Here is a 22212-nt window from a genome sequence, read left to right as displayed (position 1 = left end):
TAGGTAGATATCGCGTCTTCGGCCATGATCAAGTCAACGCACATCGGCAAAGTCGTGAGCGGATGGTCATGTTCCGGAGGCCATGTAGGCGGCGAGGATGTAGTTGGGGTGGCGGTCGAGGTTCTTGCGTGCTCGGTCGTAGCGCATGGTGGTTCTCGGGTCGGCGTGGCGGGCGGCGATCTGCACGTCGCGGAGGCTGACGCCGGCGCCGAGCATGGTGGTGACGAAGGTGTGGCGCAGCATGTGGGGGTGCATTCTCGGCATCCGGATCCCTGCGGCAGTGACGAGGTGCTTAAGCCGGCGGGTGGCGACGTGCCGGTCCATCCGCCGACCGTGGTGGTTACGCAGGATCGGCCCGCTGGTGCGTTCGTCGACGGCCTGGTCGATGGCGCGGGCGACTGCTGGTGGCAGCGGGACGAGGACGACCTTGCCGCCCTTGCCCCGCACGCGCAGTACGCGGTGGCCGTGTTCCTCACCGAGGTCGGCAATGTTCGACCCGCAGGCTTCGAAGATCCGCAGACCGAGCAGGCCCAGGAGTGCGACCAGGGCGAAGCCGTTCGGGTTCGGGGACTTGCGGGCGGTGGTGATAAGGGCTTCGAACTGGAGGTGGCCCAGTCCGAGGGTCGGTGACTCGGCCGGCACGGTGGGTCGGCGAACGTAGTCGGCCGGCGAGTGCTCCAGGATGGCGTCGATGACGCAGACCCGGTAGAAGCCCACCACGACCGACAGCCGGCGGGAGACGGTCGAGGGCTGGTACCGGCGGACGTCTTGCAGCCAGCGCACGTACCGCTCAATGTCGACCCGCGCAGCGGCGAGCGGGCCCAGGTCTTGGTTGGTGCACCACCGGAGGAGGACACACAGGTCGGACTCGGTGTGCACGCGAGTCTGGCCACGGTAACGGCCCAGGAAGGCCGACACTGCGGCGTGTACGACGAGTTGGTCGGTCGGTACGACGCGGGGGGTCCCTATGGGTTTTGTCAAGCGGCGAGGGCGAGCTTTTCTGCTGGTTTGTGCTGGTACGGGTTGCGGGTGCGGAGCATGGCGTGGAGGACGTCGACCCGGCGGCGGGCGAGGCAGATGAGCGCGGCGTTGTGTCTTTTGCCCTCTGCGCTTCCGGTCGTAGTAGGCCCGGCTCAGCGGGTCGGACAGGGCGGCGAACGCGGACAGGAAGATCGCGCGTTTCAGCTGCTTGTTGCCGCCCTTGGGTGGGTGCTCGCCGCGGATGCTGGTGCCGGAGCGGCGGGTGACCGGCGCGAGTCCGGCGTACGCGGCCAGGTGAGCGGAGGTGGGGAACGAGGTGACGTCGCCGACTTCGAGCAGGATCCGGGCTGCGGTCCTGATCCCGACGCCGGGCATCGAGATCAGGACCTCGGCAAGAGGGTGCGCATCGAGTATCTCCTCGACCTGGAAGGCGATCTGGTCACGCTGTTTCAGCAGTTCACGAACGCTGTCGGCGAGTCTGGGCAGGATCGTTTCGGCGGCGGTGGTGCCCGGGACGACGACGGTTTGGGCGTCCAGGGCGGTGAAGATCTGCTCGACAAGGCGGGCGCCCATCCGTGGTGCCCGCGGCATGACGATCTCGGCGAGTTTCGACCGGCCGGCCTTCCGCAGCCCGGCCGGGCCGCCGCACCGCGACAGCACCTCCAGGATGGCGTGGTGCTGGACTTTCGGGCCCAGCACGCGTTCGAGAGGCGGGTGGATCTGGGTGAGCAGGCCACGGATCCGATTCGAGACGCGGGTGACCTCACCGGCGAGGTCGTCGTCGTAGCCGACCAGCACCTCCAGCTCAGCGAGGGTGTCGTCGCCAGCGTCGACGCGACGCAGGGTGTGCGGCAGCGTCCGGGCGGCGTCGGCGATCACGAAGGCGTCGCGGGCGTCGGTCTTCGCGGTGCCGGGGTGCAGGTCAGCGAGCCGGCGCATGACCAGACCGGGCAGATAGGCGATCTGGTGTCCACAGGACCGGGCGACCGCGACGGGCAGGGCCCCGATCGAGGCGGGCTGGTCCACCACCGCCAGAATCCGCCCATGCCTGCCGAGCTTGTCGAACAGTTTCCGCAGCCCGGGCTCGGTGTTCGGCAACGCGGCATCGTGCAGCCGCTTACCTGCCGGGTTAAACGCGACCGCATGATGGTCGCTCTTGCCGACGTCCAGGCCGAGGAACACGCCGTACTCGTTGGTCACGTCTCGTCTCCCACGATGTCCAACATGGGCTCGGCCGCTGGTCAGAGCGTCGAACTGCCGGCATCCACGTTACGGAGAGACCCACCCCCACGGGGGTGGCCGGGTCCCTATCAGCGGTCCGCCGACGCCACCCGGCCCGGCGACAACACCCCCCGGATCATGCAAACGACAGGGGCAGTAAGTCATACCGAACCGAGCGACCGAGCAGTCCCCAGCTGGGGACGATCAAGAAGGTAACGGGGGTAACGGGCGGAGACAGGAGAGGTAGCCATAAGTCACCGTGCGTCACCACCGGTGATGAACACCAGTCCACCCGGAGCGGCAGGATCCGGACGTCATGCCCGGCGGGCCATTACCTCGCACATTCGGCCTGGCATCCTGCCGATGTGGAAGAGTGGACGTACAACGGAACGGCCTTCCAGATCAACTCGGCAGCAGTTGACCTCGACCAGAGTCGAGGTTTTACGATCCTGATCGACTGGCAGAAAATCATACAAGATGCTCAGGAGCAGAGAGTGATCGTCACCATCGCCAAGGTTACCGACCCCGCTCGGTTCCTAGAGATCTTCGAGACCATCGGCGCGCAGAAGCGGCGGGAGCACGGCTGCCGAGGCGCCCGGGTCTATTTCGATCCTGACGACGCGCACCGGCTGTGGTCCATCTTCGACTGGGACACGAAAGACTACGAAAAGTTCCTCGCCGACCCGGAGATTCCGGCCATCGCACGAGAACTCGGGCTCCAGGCACCGCCCGTACACGCCGTCGCCGCGACCGAGCTCGACGCCTAACCACCGCGCAGAGAGAGGCTTCGGTATGGATGTCACGTCCCTGCAGGTCCGCAGGTTCAGCTCGACGATTGGCGACGCCGCCGTCCGCTTCGGCGACCGGATCCTCATCGCGCCCGGCCTCGGTAAAGAGGCCGGCAGGTCGATGAGCGCCTACACGTCGTTCCTCTATGCCGGGGCGTCGGCCGACCTGCTGGCCTCCTACTCGGAGATCTGGGTAGTGCTCTGCGGAGCTCTACGAGTGGGCGCTGGAAGCGACGCCATAACGGTGCACGCAGGGGACTTTGTTCACGTGCCCGAGCAGGCGCCCGGGGTCGTTGAGGCCATTGAGGACACCACAATGGTCTGTGTGTCGGTACCCGCTCACTGACTTGTAACTCAGATCGGCTGCGCGATCATCCGCAGGCCCAAAGACGGCGACCAGCACCGTCCCATGACATCCGCACATCGGCATGAGCGGAAGCTACTGGAATCGACAAGGCCAACGTGTGTAGTCGATGACACCTGTGTGCTGGCGTCGCTCGACCGTCAGGTCGTCGCTGAGGCCGCGGATGTCGATGGCGGCTCTGCACTGCAACCCGTACGCCGACAAGGGCCTGGCCGGTCCCACGCCAGCCCCACGCCGACCCCCGAACCAGCCCCGGTCCGGGCAGGACACCGACGCCGTGTCCCCGCCCTGAAGCAGGCAACCCACCGGGGCCGTCAACGGCACACCGACCGGAGCGCCGGCCAGGATCCGCCCCAACATCGACGACAGCACCCACCGGGGTCTCGAACTGGAAAACGACTGCGCCACTACGGTGGCCGCCCAGGGCTACCGGGTGCACCAAAACCCCACCCCGCAGGACATCGCTGCCGCCGGGGACCACACCGGCGACAGACCCGAACAAGGACCCCGACTACCTCATCGAGGGCCACGTCTTCGACTGCTACTCACCCCAGGCCACCACCTCGGTCCGCAACATCTGGAGCCAGGTCCGCGAGAAGGTCGACGACGACCAGACCCAACGCGTCGCCGTGAACCTCAAGGCTGGGAAGGCGACCTGACCACCCTGCGGCGCCGATTCGACAACTGGCCCATCGACGGACTCAAGGAACTGGTCGCGGTGAAACGCGACGGTACGATCCTCCAGATCATCCGGCGAGACTGAGAAGGGACGAGGACCTCATGGCCGTGGAGTTCCGCCTGATCCTGGCCGGCGCCCCTCCCGTCGACGAGGTCGCCGCCCTGACCGCCGCCACCCCCGACGAGACACCACAGCCCGCGTCGATACCAGGCCTGTTCACCGCCCGCCTGTACAACCAACGCGGCTACGCCATCTCCGTCCGCGCCGGCACCCACGGCTACTACGAGGCGCACACCGACAACGACGCCCCCTGGGAATGGGAACCCGACACCTACGTCAACGTCACCTTCTCCCTGCGCGCCGACGACCTGGCCGACAAGGGCATCCCCAACATGGTGGCCGCGGCGCTCCGGATCCTGACCGGACGAAGCGAGGACGCGGCCCTGATCCAGGACGGCAACTTCCTCCTCCTCACCAGAACCGACGGCGTCACCCGCACACACCGCACCCACTGGTGGAACCACTACCACCTGGACCACCTCATCAACGGCTGACCTCTCCCGTTCCCGCCAAGGACACGGTCCAGCGGCAGGCCACATCCCGAAGGGTCACGGAGAACACCAGCGGCAGAGGTCATGACGAGAATCGGCTACCAGCTGACCCTGGCCGGGACAGGTCCCTACAGCAGGAGGCGAAGCTCGTCGCATCCACAGGTCTCGGCATCATCTAGATTCTGAGGCGAGACTGGGAGTGGGTGGCACATGGGCATCGATTATCGACTGACCCTGGCCGGGGACATCCCGCTGGAGCAGGTCGCGGTGCTCGTCGCACCGGAAGGGTCCTGTACGTCAACCGACGCCGGCCACCCTCGCCTGCTCACCGTCGACTGCACCACCGAACGGGGATTCGGTGTCAGCGTCTTCGCGGGTAGCAACGGCTACTTCGACGCCGAGGACGACGACGGCACCCCGTGGGAATGGGAGCCCGATCGGTACGTCAACGTCATCTTCGACATGGCCAACGACCAGCCGGACACCGCTACCGCCGACATGGTCGCCGCCGTGGCCCGGGTCCTGGCCGACCGGCCGGAGGACGCGGCGCTGGTCCTCGACAACAACTGGCTCCTGCTCACCCGAACCGCCGGCATGCTGCGCACACACCGACCTACGTGGTGGGACAACTACGGGCTCGCAGACATCTTCACCCGATAGCCCAAGCGTCACACCCTCGCAGCACACCACACGAAGGACCGGTCTCGGCGTCCCGCGCAGGACTCAGGTACGAGACGAAGCACCGACCGTCCGCCTCACGCCCAGACCGCGGACCTGATCCGCGACGGGCACACCAGCCGGAGCCCCCTCCTCCCCCTACTCGCAGGCGACGCCGTCGCCGTCGCGGTCCAGCCGCCGGGAGTACCCCGGATCACCACGCCGGATCGGCGCCTTTCCCGCCGCCCGCACCGCCGCGCAGTTGGCGTAGTACACGCCACCGTCGTTGTGGTCCAACTCCCCACGGTCACCGTTGCCCCGGCCAGGTTCGCAGGCCTCTCCGTCCCCGTCACGATCGAGCTCCGGCCGGTAGCCGGGCTCACCCTCGAACAGGGGTGCCACCCCAGCGGCGCGCGCGGCGTCGCAGTTCTTGTAGTACGGGGCCGGCCATCGGGTGGTCGGCTTCGGGGCTGGCTGCCGGGTGGTCCGCTCCGGAGCGGGTGTCAGGGTTGATGACTGTGACGGCTCGGCCGGCTCGCTGGACGGCGGGCGCACCGACACCGACCCCGTCGGGGAAGGCTCGGACGTCACCTCGATCCCGTCCACGCCCGTGCCCGCCTGCGCGGCCGGCGACGCCGCAGGTGGCTTGTCGTCGTCGGTGAGCGAGGCTACCGCTCCACCGCAGCACAGGACGGCGACAACGGCGCAGAGACCGATCAGCGGACTGGGATTCTTGGTGGGAGGTCGTTTTGCCACGCTCCGCAGTGTCGTGACCGGCAACGACGACCGTCACCGGCCGAACGGGCGGCGCGAGTGTCGGCTACCTGACGGCACACCAGTCACCTCCGGCGGAGGAGACCGATCCCTCGCGGCCGACCTCGATCACGATCCGCTACGCGGGCCGCCGGTCACCTTCTACGACCACGTGGAGTCCCAGGCCGCCGCGCGACTGCGCCGCACCGGTGCCACCAGCGGTGACCTGGCCATCGACAACACCGTCTGCGGCACCAACGACCGTGACCAGGCCTACCCGTGGACCTGCGACAAGATGTTGCCCGCGATCCTTCCGCCGGAAGTCGACTGCGGGTGTGGGTCACACGCGACGGCGGCGCCACATGGTGGCAGCGTGAGTACACCGGCACCGGAGAAAGGATCACCCGCCCATGACGCTGCTACTCCGCGACTACCACGGCCACCCCTACGACCTGCCCGACCCGCAGGAGGCCGGTCGGCGGTTCGACGAGCAGGTCGAGGCGGTCATGCCCCACGGCGGCTGCGGACAGACCCTCACCATCGGCCCCACCGACCAGCCCGTCCTCCGCGTCGACATCGACATCGACGCCGACCGGGCCGCAGCGCGGTGGCTGCCCGACAGCACCTACGCCACGGCCGTGGACACGGCGGACGGCATCACCGTCTACGAGTCCCCTGACGCCGGCCTCGTCGAGATTTCCGCCGCTGTCGCCCGCCTCGACACGGCCACGGCACGCAGGCTCGTCGTCGAGTACGTCGCCACCGGGCAACGGCCGACGAGCGTGCCCTGGACGCGGGCGATCCGACCGGCCCCGTGACCGCTGTCCGGCCCCGGACGCTCGGGTCAGCGCGCCAGGTACCGGTGGGAGCACAGGACCATCGTCGGTGGCGACGAGCCGGTAGACCCGGGGGCACGGCCGGGAACCGTCCGGGCCGCGAGACGGCCGGCGACGAGGCAAGCGAGGGCGCGCTGAACGGTGCGATCGCTGCACCCGATGTGATCGGCGATGACGTCCACGGCTGGCCACGTATCGCCCGAGTCGTTGGCGTGGGCAGCGAGGGTGCGGGTCACCAGGCGATCGGTGCCCTTGAGGTCATGGGTGGTCAACAGGGCGACCTTCACGTGCTCGTCACCGAACACCTCCAGCGAGAGCTTCAGATCGGCAAGGCGCGCAGGCGCCATCGGGCTGTCCGACATGACCGGGCTTCTGGCACCGATCACCACCTGGAGGTGGCGGCAGCGCGGCGCCGCGACGTTCCGGATACAGGTTTGGCTGGCGGTGAGGGTTTCTGTTCTTCGGAATCCAATCCCGCCAGCTTCGCGCGCCCGCCCCCTTCTGCTTCAGATCCCCTTCACCTTCGGGCGACACGCCCCCGGTGTCGGTGGCACCCCCACGGGGCGGGGTTTGGCGGGTCCGATCGTCAGATGGCACCCCGACGCTCTGGTTGGCACCCCCGCCGAAGATGAGCCGGTACACCCGGGTGGCGATTCCGGCGACCTTGGTGACGACCAGGCGGCCGAGTTGAATCAGCTTGGGGATGCACCGTTGCACGGTCCGCTCGGAGCAGCCGGCGTACTCGGCGATCGTGGCCACGCTGGGCCAGGCGTCGCCGGCCCGGTTGGTGTGCGCGGCGATGGCCAGCAGCACCCGGCCCTCGTTCTTCGGCAGGGTGCGGGATTCGAGTAGGGCCGCCTTGACGGTGAGGCTCATCGGGCGCCGCCGGCCGGGACGGTGGTCTGGGTGCAGCAGGTCGCGGCGGCGCCGATCCGGAGGGCGGCGCGCAGGCCGGCTGCGGTGCCGGCGTAGCTGGCGACGGTGCGTCGGGCGAGGGCGGTGTGCGCGCATGGGCGCACGTCAGCCATGATGTTCACGGGTCAGGACTCTTCTTCCTGATCAAGGGCCCGGCCGGTGGGTAGGATCACCGAGCCCGGGCCCGACTTAGTTGTCGGGCGGCGCCGCTACGATTCGTCGGCAGGCTCCTCGTACGGGATGAGCCGGGCGACCGGGCGGCCGTTGCGGGTCAGGATGATGTCGGCGCCCTGCTGGGCTGCGGTTACGAGATCACCGAGCCGCTTGCGGGCGTCTTCGATCCCGACCTTCCTCGTGCTCACGAGCTAAACCTTAAGCTCTCCACTGTGGTCCGTCAAGTTGACGCTTAAGGTGTCCGGGCCCGGACCGTCGGTGGCCTGCTGACCGGTACCACCCCGCCACCACCCGGGCGCGGCCGGCGGCTGGAGAGTGGCCACGCCGACCCACCCACCCTCCGTTACGGCGGCCGGGTCCGGCAACCGCACCGGACCCCGCCTGTGGACAGCGCTCGATCTGTGGATATCCGCCTGATCAAGGTCTCGGTGTGCTACCGATGATCGCGATGTGGAGCGCCTCGACCTTGACCGCGACCCGAACGCACCACGACCGCGCGTACGCACCGGCCCCAGCACTCCGGCAGGTGCCCGCTCACCCACAAGATGCGCACCGGCGCCGCGCCGACTCCGCCCGCTCGAGATCTCGCGCTTGTCGAATGGCTTGTCCATCGATCGGGGTCGGCGGGGTCGGTGCGGGCAGCCAAACAGGCCGCCACACGCCCTCGACTGGGTCACCTGCCGATGCAGCAGACCCGCGGTCTCTACGAGCACGGTGGGAAGCTGGCGTGGCAGGTAGGTTCTCGTCAGGTGAGCCGCTCTTGCGGAAGGTGGTCGTTACATGGCGGGCGTTGACGAGATCACGGGTGAGCTTCGGACACTGGTGGCCGGAGTCGAGCGGGCGCAGAGCCTGACCGCCGCCGCCGACCGTCAGGCCCAGGACATCGCCGTACGCGCCGCCGGTGCCGGCTTTACCGCCGTCGCCGCCGGCATGGCCCGAGTACGTGCCTCCATCTCCACCGTCCAGGGTGGGTCGTCCGCCCTCGCCACCAGGATCGGTGAGACCACCACGGCCACCGCGACCGTGCCCCGCGAAGCCACACCGCAGGAGACCATCGCCGCACTGGCCCCAGTCGGCGAGGGCGTCACCGCGATCCGCGAGGCCACGACCGCGACGATCAATCAAGTCGTCGATGCGCAGCGCATGGTCACCACGATCCTGCAAGGCGGGCAACCCAACCCGCTCCTTCAGGCCCTCGATGGCGTCAAACAGGTCCTCGTGCTGCTCGTGCAGCGGACAACCGCCGCGCAACAGGCCGTCGAGGCGACGATCCGTCCAGGCACGCCAGCTCGGATCAGCGGGAAACTGAGCTGGGCTGGCGGCTTCACCCCGACCAGCCCTTCCCTCAACACCGGCAACCGCTCCGGCTCCACCGCTGTCCCTGAGATCCTCTCGGCCGGTTGGAGCAGACCACTCACGGGCGTTCCCGGCGGAAGGCCGACCGGGCCCCGAACCAGGATCGACCCCGACGTCGATGACAGCACCAGACGATCGCTGGACTTGGAGAACGACTGCGCGGACACCCTGGCTGCCAGAGGCTACCGAGTCCACCAGAACCTCATTCCGGCGAGCATCAGCGACGCCTGGGCCCGTACCGGTGATGACGGCGACCCGGAGAAGAGTCCGGACTACCTCGTCGAGGGGCACGTCTTCGACTGCTACTCACCCAGCGCCCGCACGCCGGCCCGCAACATCTGGAGTCAGCTCCGAGAGAAAATCGACAGACACGCAGTCGTCAACCTGAAGGACCGGCAGGGCGATCTGACGGCCCTTCACGCCAGTTCGACCAGTGGCCCATCGACCGGCTCAACGAAGTCGTCGCGGTCACCCCGCCGGTACGATCATGCAGATCCTCCGGCGACGGTGAGAAGGGGCAACACCATGGGTGTGGAGTTCCGACTGACCCTCGCCGGCGCCCTCTCCCTGGCCGACATCGCCGCCCTCACCGCCACCAGCCCCGACGAACAACCCACGCCGGCCAACCCGCACCTGTTTAGCGCCAACCTCCACGACCAACGCGGCTACGCCATCAGCGTCTACTCCGGCACGAACGGCTACTACTGGGCCGAAGCCGACAACGACTCCCCCTGGGAATGGGAACCCACCGCCTACGTCAACATCACCTTCGACATGCGCACCGATGACCTCGTCGACAAAGGCGTCCCCCACATGACGGCGACCGTGGCCCGGGTCCTGGCCGGCGGAGACGAGGACGCGGCCCTCATCCAGGACGGCAACCACCTGCTGTTGACCCGCACCAACGGCACCGTCCGCAAGCATCGACCACGCTGGTGGAGCCACTACCACCTGGATCACCTCATCACCTGATGCGTATGCCCCGGGCCTGTCTCGCCAACGGCGCTGCCTTCAAGGAATGGTTCGGTATTGGGTGGCACGGAAGCCGGCCCCGCCCGGTCGAAGCAACCACAATGCAGGGCAGCTCCGGAAAGGAACTGCGGCCCACCACCTCGCCGTCACCTGGGGCAGCACCATGCACACGCCTCAATGAAGGCTGCTCCGGGAGGGAGCTGCGGCCGTCGTCGAGTCGCTCGGCGGAATGCTCGTCTCGTCTCAATGAAGGGCAACCCCGAGAGGAGCTGCGGGCGAGGCCACCCCGCCAGCGCGCAGGTTGCTGAAGCCCTGCCTCAATAGCCCGGAATGAGCTGCGGGCTGCGGCACGTCCCGTCGCACCCGCACGCCATCACGCCTCGATGAAGGGCAGCCCTGGGAGGAGCTGCGGTGGGTCGGAATCTTACCCGCCTTGAGCTGCGCCGGGATCGGCCTGTTGCGAAGGGTGCGCTCCCTCGGTCGATGTGACACCATCGAGACGACGGTCGGGCCGTCCTACACGGCATCCGATCTGGGTAAACACCCCCGCGAAGGGTCCACGCTCACGACCGTCACGACGGAGCCTTCGCCAAAGTGCTACAGGATCGCCGGCCCGTGCCCAGTGAGGGTACGGCTGCAGCCACGAAATCGAGCGACCGGCGTTGGTTCTCACGGGGGGCACCCAGGTCGCAGAACACGACCGAATCCTTGCTCTGGTCGATGAGATCGGCGAGCTGGGTACGAAGCCGTAGCAGCTGCGCCGGGCGGGCGTCGACGATGAACACGCTGTACTGGACACGGTCGCCGTACGATTCGAGCTTCTTGGTCACCTTCGTCCGGCGGATGTCGTACGTGACGTCGTACGCGACGAGGAACCGCCGCACGTCCTCCGTACTCATCGGATCTTGAGGCCCTGGTAGCGGGGCGGGGTGTCCCGTCGATGACGCCCAACACCAGTCGCGCCTGGATCTCCATCGCGCGCCGCCACGTCACCTGCACCCTCCGGACGCGAGAATGAGTCGGTACGCTGCCGATAACGTGATGGAGTTGTTGGTGCGGAGGCTTTCACCGAGGTGGAGTTGATGCCGCCGGGGCTGGCCGTTGGCGCGGCTGGTGCAGGGTCCTTCGATGCTCGTGTTGGAGTGGTCAGCCGGATGGTGATGGTGCTGAATCCACAGCGCTACACCTGCCGCCACTTCGTGTCCGGGTTCGACGCCGCTGTCGGCCGCCCGTCGTACATGGCGTTCCCGGGTGGAATCCCACGCGAGGTCATTCGCGGCCCGGTCGACCACCGCGATGAGTACCCGGCGACAACGGCATCCGGTGGGAGTCCAACGCCAAGCCGTGGCCGGAGCTGCCGCCCGAGATCCGCGAACTCCTCGGTCAGTAGACGACCTGCCCGACCCGGTGCCGAGCATTGCCCACGGGTGCTACGAGGGCTCGCTGGCTCACGCCCGGGTCGGGCCTCACCCCTGTCGGGGTCAGTCGACGACGGTGGCGGTGACCTCCGGGCCGGGGATCGTGCCCCGCCAGTCGGGCTCGTAGATGCGGAGCCGGCGGAACTGCTCGGCCGGTTCGGCCACCCCGTCGACGATGGTCGGGATGGTGATCGTGACGGTCTGGCCCGCCTCGATCCACACCTGGCACGCAGGCGCGTCGACGTGCTCTGGGCGCTGCTGCGCGACCATCGCTGCTTCCAACCAGTCGCCCGACTCCAGCGACCTGACCGTCTGCACTGGGCCATCCGGAGCATGACGGCTCAAGCCCACCACATCGACCCCACCAACCGTCGGTGCCGCGAGGTTAGCAACGCAGCGGGTGCCCGTCGGCGTTGGCCTTCGCGGAGCCGATGCGGATCGCCCGGTCGAAGGCGACCGCGTCGCCCGCGCATCAGCCACGGATACGGCTGTCTCCCCCTCGTGCCGTTCACGCCGGGAGGGAGGACGCAGGTTTAGCGAACGTGCATTCGATTGCCGGAGGTTATGTCGGGGCGGGCCAGCGCAAACAGACGCGATCCGGTAGGCGTCCCGCCATGTGGGAAGGCTGCAGAGCAGAAACAGCCTCTCAAAAACCGCCCTTGGACGACCACATAGCGTCGGAGTATCAGTACCTTTGTGGTCGCCAAGAGGAAGATCGTCATTGGCGTCAGCACCACCTGCGCCGGCCGCTGATACGGCACTGTGGGGGTGGCCGAAGATGGCGAAGGCCCGGCCACCGGGGATCCCTGACAAAGATCCGGTGAGCGAGCCTCCACTGCTGAACCCTCTGGAGCGTGACACATGTGGGGCATCCCTGACCAGCCATGGCTGATCCTGGCCCTGGTGGCGGCCGTGCCGCTCGTCCTGATCACGATCGCGGCGGTGGTCGTGGCGATTCTGTCGCTGGCGGCCCGCCGCCCCGCGACCCGCAGACACGCGTTGGCCGTGCTCGGTGCGCTGACCACCTTCGCTCGGGTGTTGCGGAGCGCTCGGTGACCGACGAGACCACGCCGGCCGTCGAGGCGGCTGGCACCCGCGTCACCCGGTTGAGGCGGCTGCGAGCGGCCCTCGACGGCGGAGACCGCCAGAAGCTGCTCGCCGACGGGGTCGCTGAACGACTCGACCACCTGTGGCGCACCGGCGGGAGGGACGACACGACCGCGATGGGAATCCGCCCTTCGCATATCAAAATTCGCGCGCCGTTCGTGTACGCCCGTCGGGATGACGCACGCAGTCCGGTGGTGCCGCTGCTGGTGCAGACCCAGGGCCTGCAGCTGCGCCTGCAACTTCTGCTGCTGTTCGACGCGCAGTGCCGCTACAGCCCCGGCACCCCAGTGCGGAACCCGCGCAACATCGTGCGTCGGGCCGATGACCAATACGCCGGCTGGCGAGAGCTCGTGCTCTCCGACGTACGGCCCGCGAAGTCCTACGGCGGTGACAACGCGCCGCCGCGAGTCAAGGCCGAGCTGCGGCGCCGGCAGATCATCGAAGCGCTAGCCCGACTCGAGCAGCGACACCTCGTAAAAATTCCCAGGCAGGCCAAGGGCAACCGGCGCTACGACGAGTTCCAGCTACTGTCCGAGGTCGCCAGCAGCGAGCACCCTGACTACACGGTCCCCAGCCGGGCCGCAGTGACGCTGCCCCGAGAGTTCTTCACCAACCTGTGGGTCTGGGTGCTGTCCGACGCCGAGATCGCCACATACTTGATGCTGCGCTTCGTGCGGGCCCGCCGCCCCCGCCGCCACGACGAGTCCGGGGTCTTCGTCACCTCGGGCTGGCGCGAGACGCTGTTCCGGCTGCACCGGTCCACCTGGCGCTCGGCCGACATGCTCTACCGCCTACGCCTTATCGACAAGATGCCCAGCGCCGGACGCACCTTCCGTACCGGCAAGGTCGGCGACCCGAAGATGCTAGCCGAGAACGCCCGCAAGCCGGTAGTCCGATACAAGATCAATGACGAGGCGCTTCAGGCCCACGCGCTGACCACAGCGTGGCAGGTCCTGACCGGCCCCAGCGAGCAGGACCGGGTACGCCGCGAACACGGACCGCTGGTGGAAACCATGGACCCCTTGGTGGCGTTGTCTCTCGGACTCGACGCCGGCTGAACCAGCGGTCAGGCCACGGGTGCGGCGGTCAGAAGCACCCGCCAGGTGACTTAGCTCGTCGTGCGCAGGCAGCAAGCGCCGCTCACCAGTCATCCTTGGCCATGAAGTCGTAACGACCGTGTCCCACATCGCCTGGAGGGTCTCGTCGGCCGCCCGGGTCCTCGACCTCACGGGCGGCTGCCGCCTGTGACGTCATTCTGCGACTGCCGCCGGCGGCGCTCCTGCTCCGGGTCCGCCCACCGCTCCGTTCGATAGCGGTCGGCGTCGCTCTGGGACTGCCTCACGTCGCCCGGCCTCCGACAGCGGTGGCGTGACCAGGTCACGGTCCCTCGCGCGGTCCGCGGTGCTCTGCGCGATTCGGCGGATCGCGCCCTGCCGGTGGGAGCTTGGCCCACCGAGGACGCACCTCACCCATCATCCCATCGCGGCCGATCGATGACAGTGGGTCCAGCGTCACCGGGTGCGTCTCGTGAGCGCGATCGGGCTTCGGGCAGCGCTCATGCAGCGTGCCGGTGGGCGAGCCGGTCGAAGAAGTCCTCCAGACGCCGGGTAGTGGCCAGACCCTCAACGAGGTCGACGCCACCGAAGCGGTACACCTCGTATCCTGCCAGCCGCAGCTCGCGATCCTCGGCTGCCATCTCGGCGTACCGACGCGAGTTGGCGTACCGACGCCCGTTGGGCAACACCTCGTCGTCGACGTAGTGCTGCACGCCATCGCACTCGATCACCACCCGGACCCGGTGAGGCAGCAGCATCAGAAAGTCCATCCGCTGGCGCAGGAGCGGCGCCGCGTCCGGCGGGTGGTGGCTGCGCGTGTGCGGGTCGTAGTGGAGGTAGACCTGCGGGATCAGCGCTGGGATGTCCGGACCCAGCCGCAGGTACCGCTCGGCGTAAGTGCGCAGGACCCGCCGCTCGGCGTCGTTGACACCCAGCGACTGGTCCAAGCGGCGGTACAGGCTCGACGAGACCTCTCGTACTGGCGCACCGGCCATGCCTTCCCTTTCGGCCCACCAGTCGGCCAGGGCAGCCCAGGTCAGCCCTCGCGCCGGCAGCGGCCGGTCGTACATCAGGCAGTTCTGCACGTTGCCGGTGATGCGCAGGTCGTTGTTGACCGCGTCGATGAGAACGATCTCGGGTTTGGGGCCGATCGCGGCGAAGATCAAGTTCTTCATGGTGCCGCGTACGCCGCCGCCGATGCGCTGCGAGGCGAAGACCGGGGCGCTGCTGATGTCGTCGACCTGGACCAGTTCGTAGCCGTCGTGCACGAGTACGCCGTTGAGGAATCCGATCAGCCGCGCGACCTCAGCCGGGTCGGTGCGCACGGCGGGGTGCAACATCTCCGCGAGCAACCGCAGCAACCTGTCGTCGCTGTCGGCCAAGCCGAACCGTGGGTCATCGAAGATCCACTCCTCGGGCCAGTCGTCGTTCATGACGCGGTGCTGAACGATGTCCTGGTACGCAGTGGTGTATCGGGGGTCGTGGCTGGGCAGCTCGTCCAGGTCGTAGAGCCGGGCGAGGAAGTCGGTCTCGGGAAGGGCGCCGCTCCAGAAGGCGTACGACGGGGCCAGGAACTCCCGGTAGCCGGTCGGCACGCTGCCGCGCAACCAGTCCAATCCGTCCAGGAGTCGGCGTCGGGTGACTTCGGTGATGTGTCGGTCCGCGGCGATCGGGGCCTCCGGCGTAGTGACGAAGGGAAGAGGCCGCGGGCGGCGGACCTGGGGCTGTCATACCGTCCCGACGCTTGCGCTGTCAAACTCGGACTGGGCCGCGCTGCCGCAACCCCGTCGCTGCCGGGGCCGGTTAGGTTCTGTCTTGCGGATCTTGGTGGTCGGGGACGGCGCGTCGCCAGTCGAGGGTTTCGACGAGGTTCACACTGCCCCCTGCCTGGGTCGTTTGAGCCCGAAGTTCACGAACGTCACTTGCGGCGGATCGGTTTCGCATCCGCTACCCTCCGTCCGTGCCGTCTTCCGCTCTCACCACTTGGCGATCCGACCGCTTAGCATGCGTGCAGGAGTTGATGGACGCCCACGCTGCTGTCGGTGGGCAAGGGCCAGGTAGGCGGGTCGGAACAGCTCAACTCAACTGGTCGATGGTCTTGCGGCTTGCAGGCGAGTTTCAGGGTTTTGCACGGGATCTACATGATTTAGGGGTTGACTACTTGGTGCAGTCGATTGCTCCGCCCGGCTCGCCACTTGCCAGTACCCTGCAGGTAAACTTAACCCTCAAGCGAGACCTCGATCGAGGCAACGCACAGCCAGGTTCGCTGGGCAATGACTTTCTACGCTTCGGTTTCCAAATCTGGCCGGCGCTCGCCCAGAAAAATCCGCGATCGGCGCAATGGAATAAATCCCTTGAAGCATTGAATAAAGCACGGAACGCAATTGCGCATGCGGAAGATCACAAGCTCAAGGTGCTAGCTGCGGATGGCTACCCGATGCACCTGAGGACGATCAGGACTTGGCGCAGCCACCTAAACAGCTTGGCAGGACACATGGACATGGTTGTCGCGGACTCCCTAGCGGTACTGACGGGGAAGGGTGCACCATGGTAGGAAGGAGGTCTGCCATGCCCGAGCGAACCAGACGCAGCGACCCCAACCTCGGCCCCTCGGTCGGCGAGAGAGTTCACGTCCGCTGGGGCCTTGACCTGCTCCCCGGTCTTCTAATTGAGCGCTACGACAGCAGCTCCGGTGGTCGCGCCGTAGTACGTCTCGATCCGCAGGGGCCTGGAGACGCCGAACCCCAGACAGTCACTGTTCCTATCTCGGAGGTCCATCCAGCAGAAGACGTGGAAGAACTCGATCCCCCGGGAACCTGGATCTCTCACTCCGAGTATGAGCACGAGGTCGTCCGAGCCCTCAGTCGTGTATTGCGTCGGATAAAGTGGGCGGATGTTACCAAGCTTGAGCATAGTCCCGATGCACGATATGACTACCTTGCTGATACAAGTCGGGGGCCTCTTGTAGTCGAGGTTAAATACTCGCACCGGGAGGATTTCACGGAGGCGCGTGCAGGTGAAGTGGCGCGACAATTAGCTGCACATCCTGCTGCTTTGAAGTTCTTGGTATCAAATGCGCGATTCCCTGATCGGTCTCTCCGCCGCTTAGCTCCAGGGCGCGTGATGCCCGTTACTTGGCGCTCACCCAAGGATGATATCCGTCTGGATAAGATCATTCGTGCCGCCCTGAAAGAATTTGGAAGCCTTGATGAGCGAGACGCCGTCACTAGGCGGGATCTGCCTCTAAGCGACTGAACAGGATAAGAACAAGCGTCGCACAGTCTACGACTGGTGTCCTCGCGCGGCGGGTCCGTCGTGCTGCTTCGATGTTTGAGCGGTGGCCGGCGCTCCATCAACACAGCAAAGGGGTGAGGATTCTGTATGCGTGTGGCCACGGGATACGCTCCTGCTCCAGCAGCAGGCCAACGCCGTTCTGTGCAGCGTGATGACCGACTGGTCCCACCGACCTCTCGACGCCATCTACGCCGCCGTGTTCATCGACGCCATCGTGGTCAAGGTCAGGGACGGGCAGGTCGCGAACCGTCCGTTCTACGCCGCGATCGGCGTGTCGCTCGACGGGGAGAAGGACATCCTCGGGCTGTGGGCCGGCTCGGGTGGTGAGGGCGCGAAGTTCTGGATGAGCGTGCTGACCGACCTGCGCAACCGCGGCGTCAAGGACGTGTTCTTCCTCGTCTGCTACGGCCTGAAAGGGCTGCCGGAGGTAGTCACGAACGTGTGGCCCCGGACGATCGTGCAGACCTGCGTGATCCACCTCATCCGCAACACGTTCCGGCTCACGTCGCGCAGGTACTGGAACGAGTTGAAGCGGGACATCAAGCCGATCTACACCGCGGTCAACGCCGACGCCGCCAGAGCGGCCTTCGACGACCTGGCCGACACGTGGGGCGGGCGGTATCCGGCGGTGATCCGGCTGTGGGACAACGCCTGGGCGGAGTTCGTTCCGTTCCTCGACTACAACCTGGAGATCCGCAAGGTGATCTGCTCCACCAACGCCATCGAGTCCCTCAACGCCCGCTACCGGCGGGCGGTCAAGGCCCGCGGCCACTTCCCCATCGAGCAGGCCGCGTTGAAATGTCTGTACCTCGTGACTCGGTCCCTGGACCCCACCGGCACAGGCAGGACCCGATGGACGATGCGCTGGAAACCCGCGTTGAACGCCTTCGCCATCACTTTCAGCGACCGCTTCCCGACCGCTGAATCCTACTAACCAAGATCGCCGGAAACACCGTTGGCGAGACAGGCCCTGACCAAGACCTGGGTCGACGCCGGCTTCACAAACCGCGTCGTCGAACACGACGCCACCCTCGGCGTCGACGTCGAGACCTTCACCAAAGACCGCAGGTCAACATGAGGACCAGCTTTTGACGCTCCTGGCCCGTTCAGCCCACTTCGTTGTCGATAAGCCCAAATCTCCCTCGGTCTGGATTTCTGGTGAACTCCTCCACAATGAACGGCGTGACGATCGGCGGCGGGGTGTTGTCCACGATGATGATCTGGGCACCACGCCCTTCGCCCTCTAGCCAGTTGATGATGTGACCGTAGAGCCGCTCCACCAGCGTGACGTCAGCAAACTCCTTGTCATCGTCCTTGGCGCTGCCGCCGAGGTTCTTTTGCGGGCTGTCGATCAGTAGGAACCCCGGATGATTGCCGCCCTGTTCGTAAGCGACTTCGAAGATCGCCAGGATCCATGCAAGGGTCTGCAGTACCTGTCCGCCACTGGAAGCGGATGTATATGGCCGGTCCCGGACAGACGGGACAAACCTTCCGTCGACGCTGCCCGTGTTGTCGTGCTTGGGGTAGCCCACGTCAGAAAGGATCTGGCGGAACCGGGCTCCTAACGCGGCGATCATTGCGCTTCGGTCGGGCCGGGTTTTCTGCCCCCGGGCCTCCGCGCGTAGGTCGGCGAGTTCGCCTGCCATTCGCGTGATGCGTCGACGGCGGACTTCGATGCCGCGCCACTGCTTCATCGAGGAGTTGGCGCGGTCTCGGCGGACGATGGCGTCTTGACGTCTTGCCAGGAGTTCTTCCCGGGCGACTGTGAAGGGGGCGACGGTGCCTGATGCTGCCCGGTCGACCTGGGCGGCCAGGCTCGCCTCGTTTTCGTCAGCGCGCTCGCTGGACTCGCGGAGTGCGGGGAGACTGTCGTTTAGCTCGGCCCAGTATTCGTTGAGTTCTTTCAGCCGGCGGCGGGTGCTGGCGAGTTCGGCGGTGACGGCGGCCCTTGCGTTAGCGTCCTCTCTGCTCGCGTGCCCATTGTCTTCAGCGGAAGCATCGGCGGTGGCGGGCTTGTGGTCGGAGGGGGATGAGGTGCCCTGTTGCCTGAATCCGGCGACGGCTGTCTCGCGGGAGGCGGCGGCAACACCGAGTGTCAGGGACGTGACGGGGCCGGCAAGGGGTTGGGCGCACAGGCTGCACGTGGAGCCGCGTACAGTGGGCGGTGCCGGTAGTTTGCCGAGGCAGGCTGGGCATACCTGCACCGATAGCTGATCGAAGATCGACTCTGCTTGTTTGAGGAGTGTCAGCTTGCGGATGTCGTCGTTGTACTGGGCCCGGAGACTGGCGTAACGACTGACGAGGGCTTCGCGGTCACGGACCAGCTGGCGAGCGCGGATTGCCTCGCGGGCGGCCTGCTGATGACGACGCCGCAATTCGACGGCCATGTCGGCGGCAGCGCTCTCGGAGGCGTCGAGTCGCCGTAGAGCGTCCCGTACCGCCGCCATTTCTCCCTCGGCGTCGTCAAGGACGCCTTGTAGCTGCTCCTGTGACACCGCGCCCTGCTCGCGTACGAACCCTTCAAGTGCGGCAAGATCACGCCGGGCATTCGTGAGGTCGTCGTTAAGCTTCTTTATCCTTCCGGCAAGGTCCGCGCCATCTGCCTGGTGAACATTAAATACGGCATCCACCACTTGTTGGAGCTTGCGGTTCTTGGCGTGATTGCCTTCGAATAGCAGCTGAGAGCTACCGACGCGCTCGTTCAGTACCATGCAGAGCCACATAAGGTCACGGAAGCTCAGGGTCTGCGTGTCGGTCTCCGACTTGGCGGGCGCTTCAGGGAGCTGGACATCCTGCAGGTCAACAGTCGTCAGCAACATCCGCGACAAACTGGCCGCGTCGGAGGTGGGCTCGATGGGGTGAGGCTGGGGAACCGTCTCGCCAGCCCGGTCCAGCGGCTGGTCGAACAGCAATGCGAACTTCGACTCGATGCCGCGTTCAATCGTGGCCACCCCGCCGGGCAGCACCACCTCCAACAGTGCCGCGCGCACCTGACGCACGATTTCCTCGTGGTCCGGGTAGTACGACCCGCCCAGGGCATAGGCGATGAACTGCAGCACGCTGGTCTTGCCGGTGTTGGTCCGCCCCGCAATGACGCTGAGCGGCCTAAAGCTGCCGTCCGGGAACCGGAAGTCCACGTCATAGGGCCGAGTTACCCCCGCGAGGCGCAGCCGCTGGAGCCTGATGCCTCGCCTGGTTGGGGGGGCTTCCGGCCGGTCGGCGATTGGGTCAGACATCAGGGGTCTCCTCATTGACACGATCAGCTGTCCCGCCCTGAACGTGGGTGGCCTCCGACCTGTCCTCCTGGTCCTCGGCGTCGGTGGCGCCGTAGAGATCGAGAATCAACTGGGGCTCACGGAGCCACTGGCCTGCCTGTCTTGCTAGCGCCGCGTCGCTGCCGAAGCGGGCCAAGCGTTGGACGACCAGCCGAACGCTGGTCATGTACTGCTCCGCGTACAGTGCTGTGAATTGGTGGGCAGTGTCTAGACCACGAGCAGTGAGGGTCCACCCGCCAGCGCGCAGCGTCGCCAGATCGTAGGCGGCGAGCAGCGCCAGGTCGTGCTGGAGCCGGCGGCGCCGGTTCACGAATCGATGCCCGGTCGCGGCGTAGGAAAGTTGCCGTTCGTCGAACCCAGCGAGGTGCAGTTGCGCGCGGGCTTTTTTCTCGTCACGTCCGATCACGAGGAACGGGTTGGCGGAGAAGAAGTCGTAGTAACCGAGGCGTTCCAGTCCGAGCCCTTGGGTGTCCGGTCCGGCGACAACCCGCATGAGTAGCAGGAGTTGCGTGATCCGGAACAGCACGTGGTCCTCTGGCAGCACCGGCAAGGGGGCGACGTCTGCCGCTGGGCGGCGACTCGGCGCGCTCATGATCCCACCGCTACCGTTGTCGCTTCAGGGTGAGCCACGTGGGACGGGCTGGTGTGCGCTGCCGCGACCTCACGCCAACCTTTCACCCATCCGGCTCGTCTGGTCTCCACAACTCGGTGCATCATCCCGGCGCTATGCACCGCACGCACTGGCAGCTTCCCAGGAGCCGGCAGCCGCCGCACTTCGTCCATCACGATGCGGAACAGCTCGCGGGCCTGGGCTTCCTCGTCGCGATCGGCGCTGGCAGCGGCGGATGCGGCATGCCGTTCCCAGAGCTCCCAGACGCTGTAGTCCAGTTCGAGCAACGCGTTTCGTTCCTCCGGCACCCCACGGTTCGCCACGTCGCGGGCGAGGACTTCGGCGTTGAAGAAGGCGACTTTCTGGGAGTTGATCTCACGCAGGCCAGTGGCAACCAACTGGGCGACGAACAGCGCCCCTTGGTAGTCCTCATCAGCGGGCAGCGGAACCACAGCATGGCTGGAGGTACCACCCGGGAGTGCACGCTCCCGGGACGGACCGTAGAACTCGTGGAGTACATGCTCGGCGTCCGGCGACATGAGCAGACCACGAAGCCTGGGGGGATCCCACAGGTCGATGACGACTCCCGGGTATGCCCTCTCCCACACCTTGACGCGTCCGTCCCACCACTTGCGCTCGGGACCGTCCAGCTCTCGCGGCACGCAAAGGGTCCACGATTCCACTACGTAGCCGTGCTTACGGGCGTGGTACATCGCAGATCTCAACGACTCACGCACCTGGGCCCGCTGCGACTTGCCCAGCCCATCAACGAAGTACTTGGACTGCCAGATATTTACCTTATCGACCAGGCTTCCCACAAAGGTGTCGATGCCCCAGTCGCCCGGGTTCGCGCGGACCTCGGTCGCCCCCGGATACTGCACCTGGATCAGGGCCGTCAGCATGCGATGGAAGTCGACGCGCGCCGCGTCGAGGCTACCGAGGCGGAAGCGGTGCTCCTCGAAGTCGACCCGGGACGCGAGTGTCACCGGCCCCCCTTCGACAGCCGCGGCGCCTCTGCCAGCTAGATGACCAAGGTAGTCGGACGCAGGCCGGGCAGGACACCCTCAGCATGTCGTTTATATGACTGATCGAGCTCGTGGAGCCCCGACCAGCCATCGTGCTGGTGGTTTTCGGGGACCATTCGATACTAAGAACTCCTAACGTTGGAGTTGGCGCCAGCAGATGAGGGCGCAGGCGAGGCTGAGG

At 66.7% G+C, this 22212-nt stretch carries 22 protein-coding genes and 8 pseudogenes; 16 read left to right on the top strand and 14 right to left on the bottom strand.

Annotated elements, in window-relative coordinates:
• Positions 1-66: 66 nt before the first annotated feature.
• On the bottom strand, positions 67-642 hold the full coding sequence (locus AWW66_RS34260; protein WP_245647987.1) for a tyrosine-type recombinase/integrase: 576 nt from the start codon (positions 640-642) through the stop codon (positions 67-69).
• 335 nt (positions 643-977) lie between these two features.
• A pseudogene (locus AWW66_RS34255) lies at positions 978-2181 on the bottom strand (IS110 family RNA-guided transposase).
• A gap of 386 nt (positions 2182-2567) precedes the next feature.
• Here AWW66_RS34255 and AWW66_RS07030 point away from each other — a divergent pair.
• The 5 genes and pseudogenes from AWW66_RS07030 (at position 2568) to AWW66_RS07010 (ending at position 5244) form a co-directional block, all read left to right on the top strand.
• Complete coding sequence (locus AWW66_RS07030; protein WP_211271858.1) at positions 2568-2969, top strand: hypothetical protein; 402 nt, start codon at positions 2568-2570, stop codon at positions 2967-2969.
• Positions 2970-2994: 25 nt separating this feature from the next.
• Positions 2995-3336 carry a cupin domain-containing protein gene (locus tag AWW66_RS07025; protein ID WP_067361486.1) on the top strand — a complete coding sequence of 114 codons (342 nt, stop codon included), beginning with the start codon at positions 2995-2997 and terminating at the stop codon, positions 3334-3336.
• A gap of 376 nt (positions 3337-3712) precedes the next feature.
• Positions 3713-4117: pseudogene (locus AWW66_RS34250) on the top strand (CdiA C-terminal domain-containing protein).
• A gap of 17 nt (positions 4118-4134) precedes the next feature.
• On the top strand, positions 4135-4587 hold the full coding sequence (locus AWW66_RS07015; RefSeq protein ID WP_067361481.1) for a SitI3 family protein: 453 nt from the start codon (positions 4135-4137) through the stop codon (positions 4585-4587).
• A 207-nt stretch (positions 4588-4794) separates the two neighbouring features.
• Entirely contained in the window at positions 4795-5244 is a 450-nt protein-coding gene (locus tag AWW66_RS07010; RefSeq protein ID WP_067361478.1) for a SitI3 family protein, read from the top strand.
• A gap of 156 nt (positions 5245-5400) precedes the next feature.
• On the opposite strand, the gene AWW66_RS35135 is transcribed toward AWW66_RS07010, so the two are convergent.
• Together AWW66_RS35135 and AWW66_RS35910 are read right to left on the bottom strand one after the other, a co-directional pair.
• Positions 5401-5538: an excalibur calcium-binding domain-containing protein gene (locus tag AWW66_RS35135; RefSeq protein WP_245647985.1), complete on the bottom strand. Its 138-nt coding sequence runs from the start codon at positions 5536-5538 to the stop codon at positions 5401-5403.
• Positions 5539-5580: 42 nt separating this feature from the next.
• A pseudogene (locus AWW66_RS35910) lies at positions 5581-5796 on the bottom strand (excalibur calcium-binding domain-containing protein); the annotation flags it as partial.
• Between AWW66_RS35910 and AWW66_RS36330 the strand changes: the two are divergent.
• Positions 5696-6298, top strand: a pseudogene (locus AWW66_RS36330) (DddA-like double-stranded DNA deaminase toxin); the annotation flags it as partial. The pseudogenes AWW66_RS35910 and AWW66_RS36330 overlap by 101 nt on opposite strands.
• Positions 6299-6404: 106 nt before the next feature.
• The gene (locus tag AWW66_RS33480) at positions 6405-6812 is read left to right on the top strand and encodes an Imm1 family immunity protein (RefSeq protein ID WP_067361475.1); all 408 of its coding nucleotides are present in this window, start codon (positions 6405-6407) and stop codon (positions 6810-6812) included.
• 26 nt (positions 6813-6838) lie between these two features.
• Here the strand turns inward: AWW66_RS33480 and AWW66_RS06995 are convergent, their stop codons facing one another.
• From AWW66_RS06995 to AWW66_RS32470, 4 genes are all read right to left on the bottom strand, one after another.
• A complete protein-coding gene (locus AWW66_RS06995) occupies positions 6839-7192 on the bottom strand; it encodes a helix-turn-helix domain-containing protein (RefSeq protein WP_083978286.1) in 354 nt (117 codons plus the stop codon).
• Positions 7125-7706, bottom strand: a complete 582-nt coding sequence (locus AWW66_RS36325) for a helix-turn-helix domain-containing protein (protein WP_083978285.1) — start codon at positions 7704-7706, stop codon at positions 7125-7127. Before AWW66_RS36325 ends, AWW66_RS06995 begins: the two co-directional genes overlap by 68 nt.
• The gene (locus AWW66_RS33475) at positions 7703-7867 is read right to left on the bottom strand and encodes a hypothetical protein (RefSeq protein ID WP_157527228.1); all 165 of its coding nucleotides are present in this window, start codon (positions 7865-7867) and stop codon (positions 7703-7705) included. Before AWW66_RS33475 ends, AWW66_RS36325 begins: the two co-directional genes overlap by 4 nt.
• Positions 7868-7954: 87 nt before the next feature.
• Entirely contained in the window at positions 7955-8107 is a 153-nt protein-coding gene (locus tag AWW66_RS32470; protein ID WP_083978284.1) for a type II toxin-antitoxin system Phd/YefM family antitoxin, read from the bottom strand.
• A gap of 592 nt (positions 8108-8699) precedes the next feature.
• Between AWW66_RS32470 and AWW66_RS06990 the strand changes: the two are divergent.
• The 3 genes and pseudogenes from AWW66_RS06990 to AWW66_RS06985 all read left to right on the top strand — a co-directional run bounded on the left by AWW66_RS06990 (position 8700) and on the right by AWW66_RS06985 (position 10247).
• A pseudogene (locus AWW66_RS06990) lies at positions 8700-9228 on the top strand (DUF6244 family protein).
• Positions 9229-9413: 185 nt separating this feature from the next.
• A pseudogene (locus tag AWW66_RS32465) lies at positions 9414-9786 on the top strand (CdiA C-terminal domain-containing protein).
• A gap of 14 nt (positions 9787-9800) precedes the next feature.
• Complete coding sequence (locus tag AWW66_RS06985; RefSeq protein ID WP_067361470.1) at positions 9801-10247, top strand: SitI3 family protein; 447 nt, start codon at positions 9801-9803, stop codon at positions 10245-10247.
• Positions 10248-10819: 572 nt separating this feature from the next.
• Here the strand turns inward: AWW66_RS06985 and cas2 are convergent.
• Both cas2 and AWW66_RS33465 read right to left on the bottom strand, forming a co-directional pair.
• Positions 10820-11146 carry a CRISPR-associated endonuclease Cas2 gene (cas2, locus tag AWW66_RS06980; RefSeq protein ID WP_245647977.1) on the bottom strand — a complete coding sequence of 109 codons (327 nt, stop codon included), beginning with the start codon at positions 11144-11146 and terminating at the stop codon, positions 10820-10822.
• A gap of 582 nt (positions 11147-11728) precedes the next feature.
• Positions 11729-11983, bottom strand: a complete 255-nt coding sequence (locus AWW66_RS33465; protein ID WP_157527226.1) for a hypothetical protein — start codon at positions 11981-11983, stop codon at positions 11729-11731.
• Positions 11984-12526: 543 nt separating this feature from the next.
• Between AWW66_RS33465 and AWW66_RS06975 the strand changes: the two genes are divergently transcribed.
• Positions 12527-12721, top strand: a complete 195-nt coding sequence (locus AWW66_RS06975; protein ID WP_067361467.1) for a hypothetical protein — start codon at positions 12527-12529, stop codon at positions 12719-12721.
• The gene (locus AWW66_RS06970; RefSeq protein WP_067361465.1) at positions 12718-13830 is read left to right on the top strand and encodes a hypothetical protein; all 1113 of its coding nucleotides are present in this window, start codon (positions 12718-12720) and stop codon (positions 13828-13830) included. The genes AWW66_RS06975 and AWW66_RS06970 overlap by 4 nt, the downstream gene beginning before the upstream one ends.
• A gap of 497 nt (positions 13831-14327) precedes the next feature.
• Here the strand turns inward: AWW66_RS06970 and AWW66_RS06965 are convergent, their stop codons facing one another.
• Positions 14328-15479 carry an AbiJ-related protein gene (locus tag AWW66_RS06965; RefSeq protein ID WP_281179569.1) on the bottom strand — a complete coding sequence of 384 codons (1152 nt, stop codon included), beginning with the start codon at positions 15477-15479 and terminating at the stop codon, positions 14328-14330.
• A 356-nt stretch (positions 15480-15835) separates the two neighbouring features.
• Between AWW66_RS06965 and AWW66_RS33460 the strand changes: the two genes are divergently transcribed.
• From AWW66_RS33460 to AWW66_RS35905, 4 genes and pseudogenes are all read left to right on the top strand, one after another.
• Complete coding sequence (locus AWW66_RS33460; protein WP_157527222.1) at positions 15836-16381, top strand: hypothetical protein; 546 nt, start codon at positions 15836-15838, stop codon at positions 16379-16381.
• A gap of 14 nt (positions 16382-16395) precedes the next feature.
• Positions 16396-17082 carry a hypothetical protein gene (locus tag AWW66_RS33455; RefSeq protein WP_157527221.1) on the top strand — a complete coding sequence of 229 codons (687 nt, stop codon included), beginning with the start codon at positions 16396-16398 and terminating at the stop codon, positions 17080-17082.
• 190 nt (positions 17083-17272) lie between these two features.
• Positions 17273-18055: pseudogene (locus AWW66_RS06955) on the top strand (IS256 family transposase); the annotation flags it as partial.
• Between the two features lie 36 nt (positions 18056-18091).
• A pseudogene (locus AWW66_RS35905) lies at positions 18092-18184 on the top strand (IS5 family transposase); the annotation flags it as partial.
• A 43-nt stretch (positions 18185-18227) separates the two neighbouring features.
• On the opposite strand, the gene AWW66_RS06950 reads toward AWW66_RS35905, so the two are convergent.
• Genes AWW66_RS06950 through AWW66_RS06940 form a run of 3 tightly spaced genes read right to left on the bottom strand, consistent with a single transcriptional unit; the run spans position 18228 to position 21992 of the window.
• A complete protein-coding gene (locus tag AWW66_RS06950) occupies positions 18228-20357 on the bottom strand; it encodes a hypothetical protein (protein WP_067361457.1) in 2130 nt (709 codons plus the stop codon).
• Positions 20350-20988 (bottom strand): hypothetical protein, encoded by a 639-nt coding sequence (locus AWW66_RS06945; protein WP_157527219.1) that lies wholly within the window; start codon positions 20986-20988, stop codon positions 20350-20352. Before AWW66_RS06945 ends, AWW66_RS06950 begins: the two co-directional genes overlap by 8 nt.
• Complete coding sequence (locus AWW66_RS06940; protein ID WP_067361453.1) at positions 20985-21992, bottom strand: hypothetical protein; 1008 nt, start codon at positions 21990-21992, stop codon at positions 20985-20987. Before AWW66_RS06940 ends, AWW66_RS06945 begins: the two co-directional genes overlap by 4 nt.
• Positions 21993-22212: the final 220 nt, after the last annotated feature.

Origin of the sequence: Micromonospora rosaria (genome assembly GCF_001567585.1) — a bacterium.
Classification (GTDB): domain Bacteria; phylum Actinomycetota; class Actinomycetes; order Mycobacteriales; family Micromonosporaceae; genus Micromonospora; species Micromonospora rosaria.
The sequence above is the reverse complement of the archived record's forward strand: the minus strand, read 5'-3'. Positions and strand labels throughout refer to the sequence as shown.

Excerpts from the sequence above, each read along its gene's own strand:
- AWW66_RS07025 (WP_067361486.1), top strand. The coding sequence starts at position 2,995 with ATGGATGTCACGTCCCTGCAGGTCCGCAGGTTCAGCTCGACGATTGGC.
- AWW66_RS07015 (WP_067361481.1), top strand. The coding sequence starts at position 4,135 with ATGGCCGTGGAGTTCCGCCTGATCCTGGCCGGCGCCCCTCCCGTCGAC.
- AWW66_RS07010 (WP_067361478.1), top strand. The coding sequence starts at position 4,795 with ATGGGCATCGATTATCGACTGACCCTGGCCGGGGACATCCCGCTGGAG.
- AWW66_RS33480 (WP_067361475.1), top strand. The coding sequence starts at position 6,405 with ATGACGCTGCTACTCCGCGACTACCACGGCCACCCCTACGACCTGCCC.
- AWW66_RS06995 (WP_083978286.1), bottom strand. The coding sequence starts at position 7,192 with ATGTCGGACAGCCCGATGGCGCCTGCGCGCCTTGCCGATCTGAAGCTC.
- AWW66_RS36325 (WP_083978285.1), bottom strand. The coding sequence starts at position 7,706 with ATGAGCCTCACCGTCAAGGCGGCCCTACTCGAATCCCGCACCCTGCCG.
- AWW66_RS06985 (WP_067361470.1), top strand. The coding sequence starts at position 9,801 with ATGGGTGTGGAGTTCCGACTGACCCTCGCCGGCGCCCTCTCCCTGGCC.
- cas2 (WP_245647977.1), bottom strand. The coding sequence starts at position 11,146 with ATGAGTACGGAGGACGTGCGGCGGTTCCTCGTCGCGTACGACGTCACG.
- AWW66_RS06975 (WP_067361467.1), top strand. The coding sequence starts at position 12,527 with ATGTGGGGCATCCCTGACCAGCCATGGCTGATCCTGGCCCTGGTGGCG.
- AWW66_RS33455 (WP_157527221.1), top strand. The coding sequence starts at position 16,396 with ATGCCCGAGCGAACCAGACGCAGCGACCCCAACCTCGGCCCCTCGGTC.
- AWW66_RS06950 (WP_067361457.1), bottom strand. The coding sequence starts at position 20,357 with ATGTCTGACCCAATCGCCGACCGGCCGGAAGCCCCCCCAACCAGGCGA.
- AWW66_RS06945 (WP_157527219.1), bottom strand. The coding sequence starts at position 20,988 with ATGAGCGCGCCGAGTCGCCGCCCAGCGGCAGACGTCGCCCCCTTGCCG.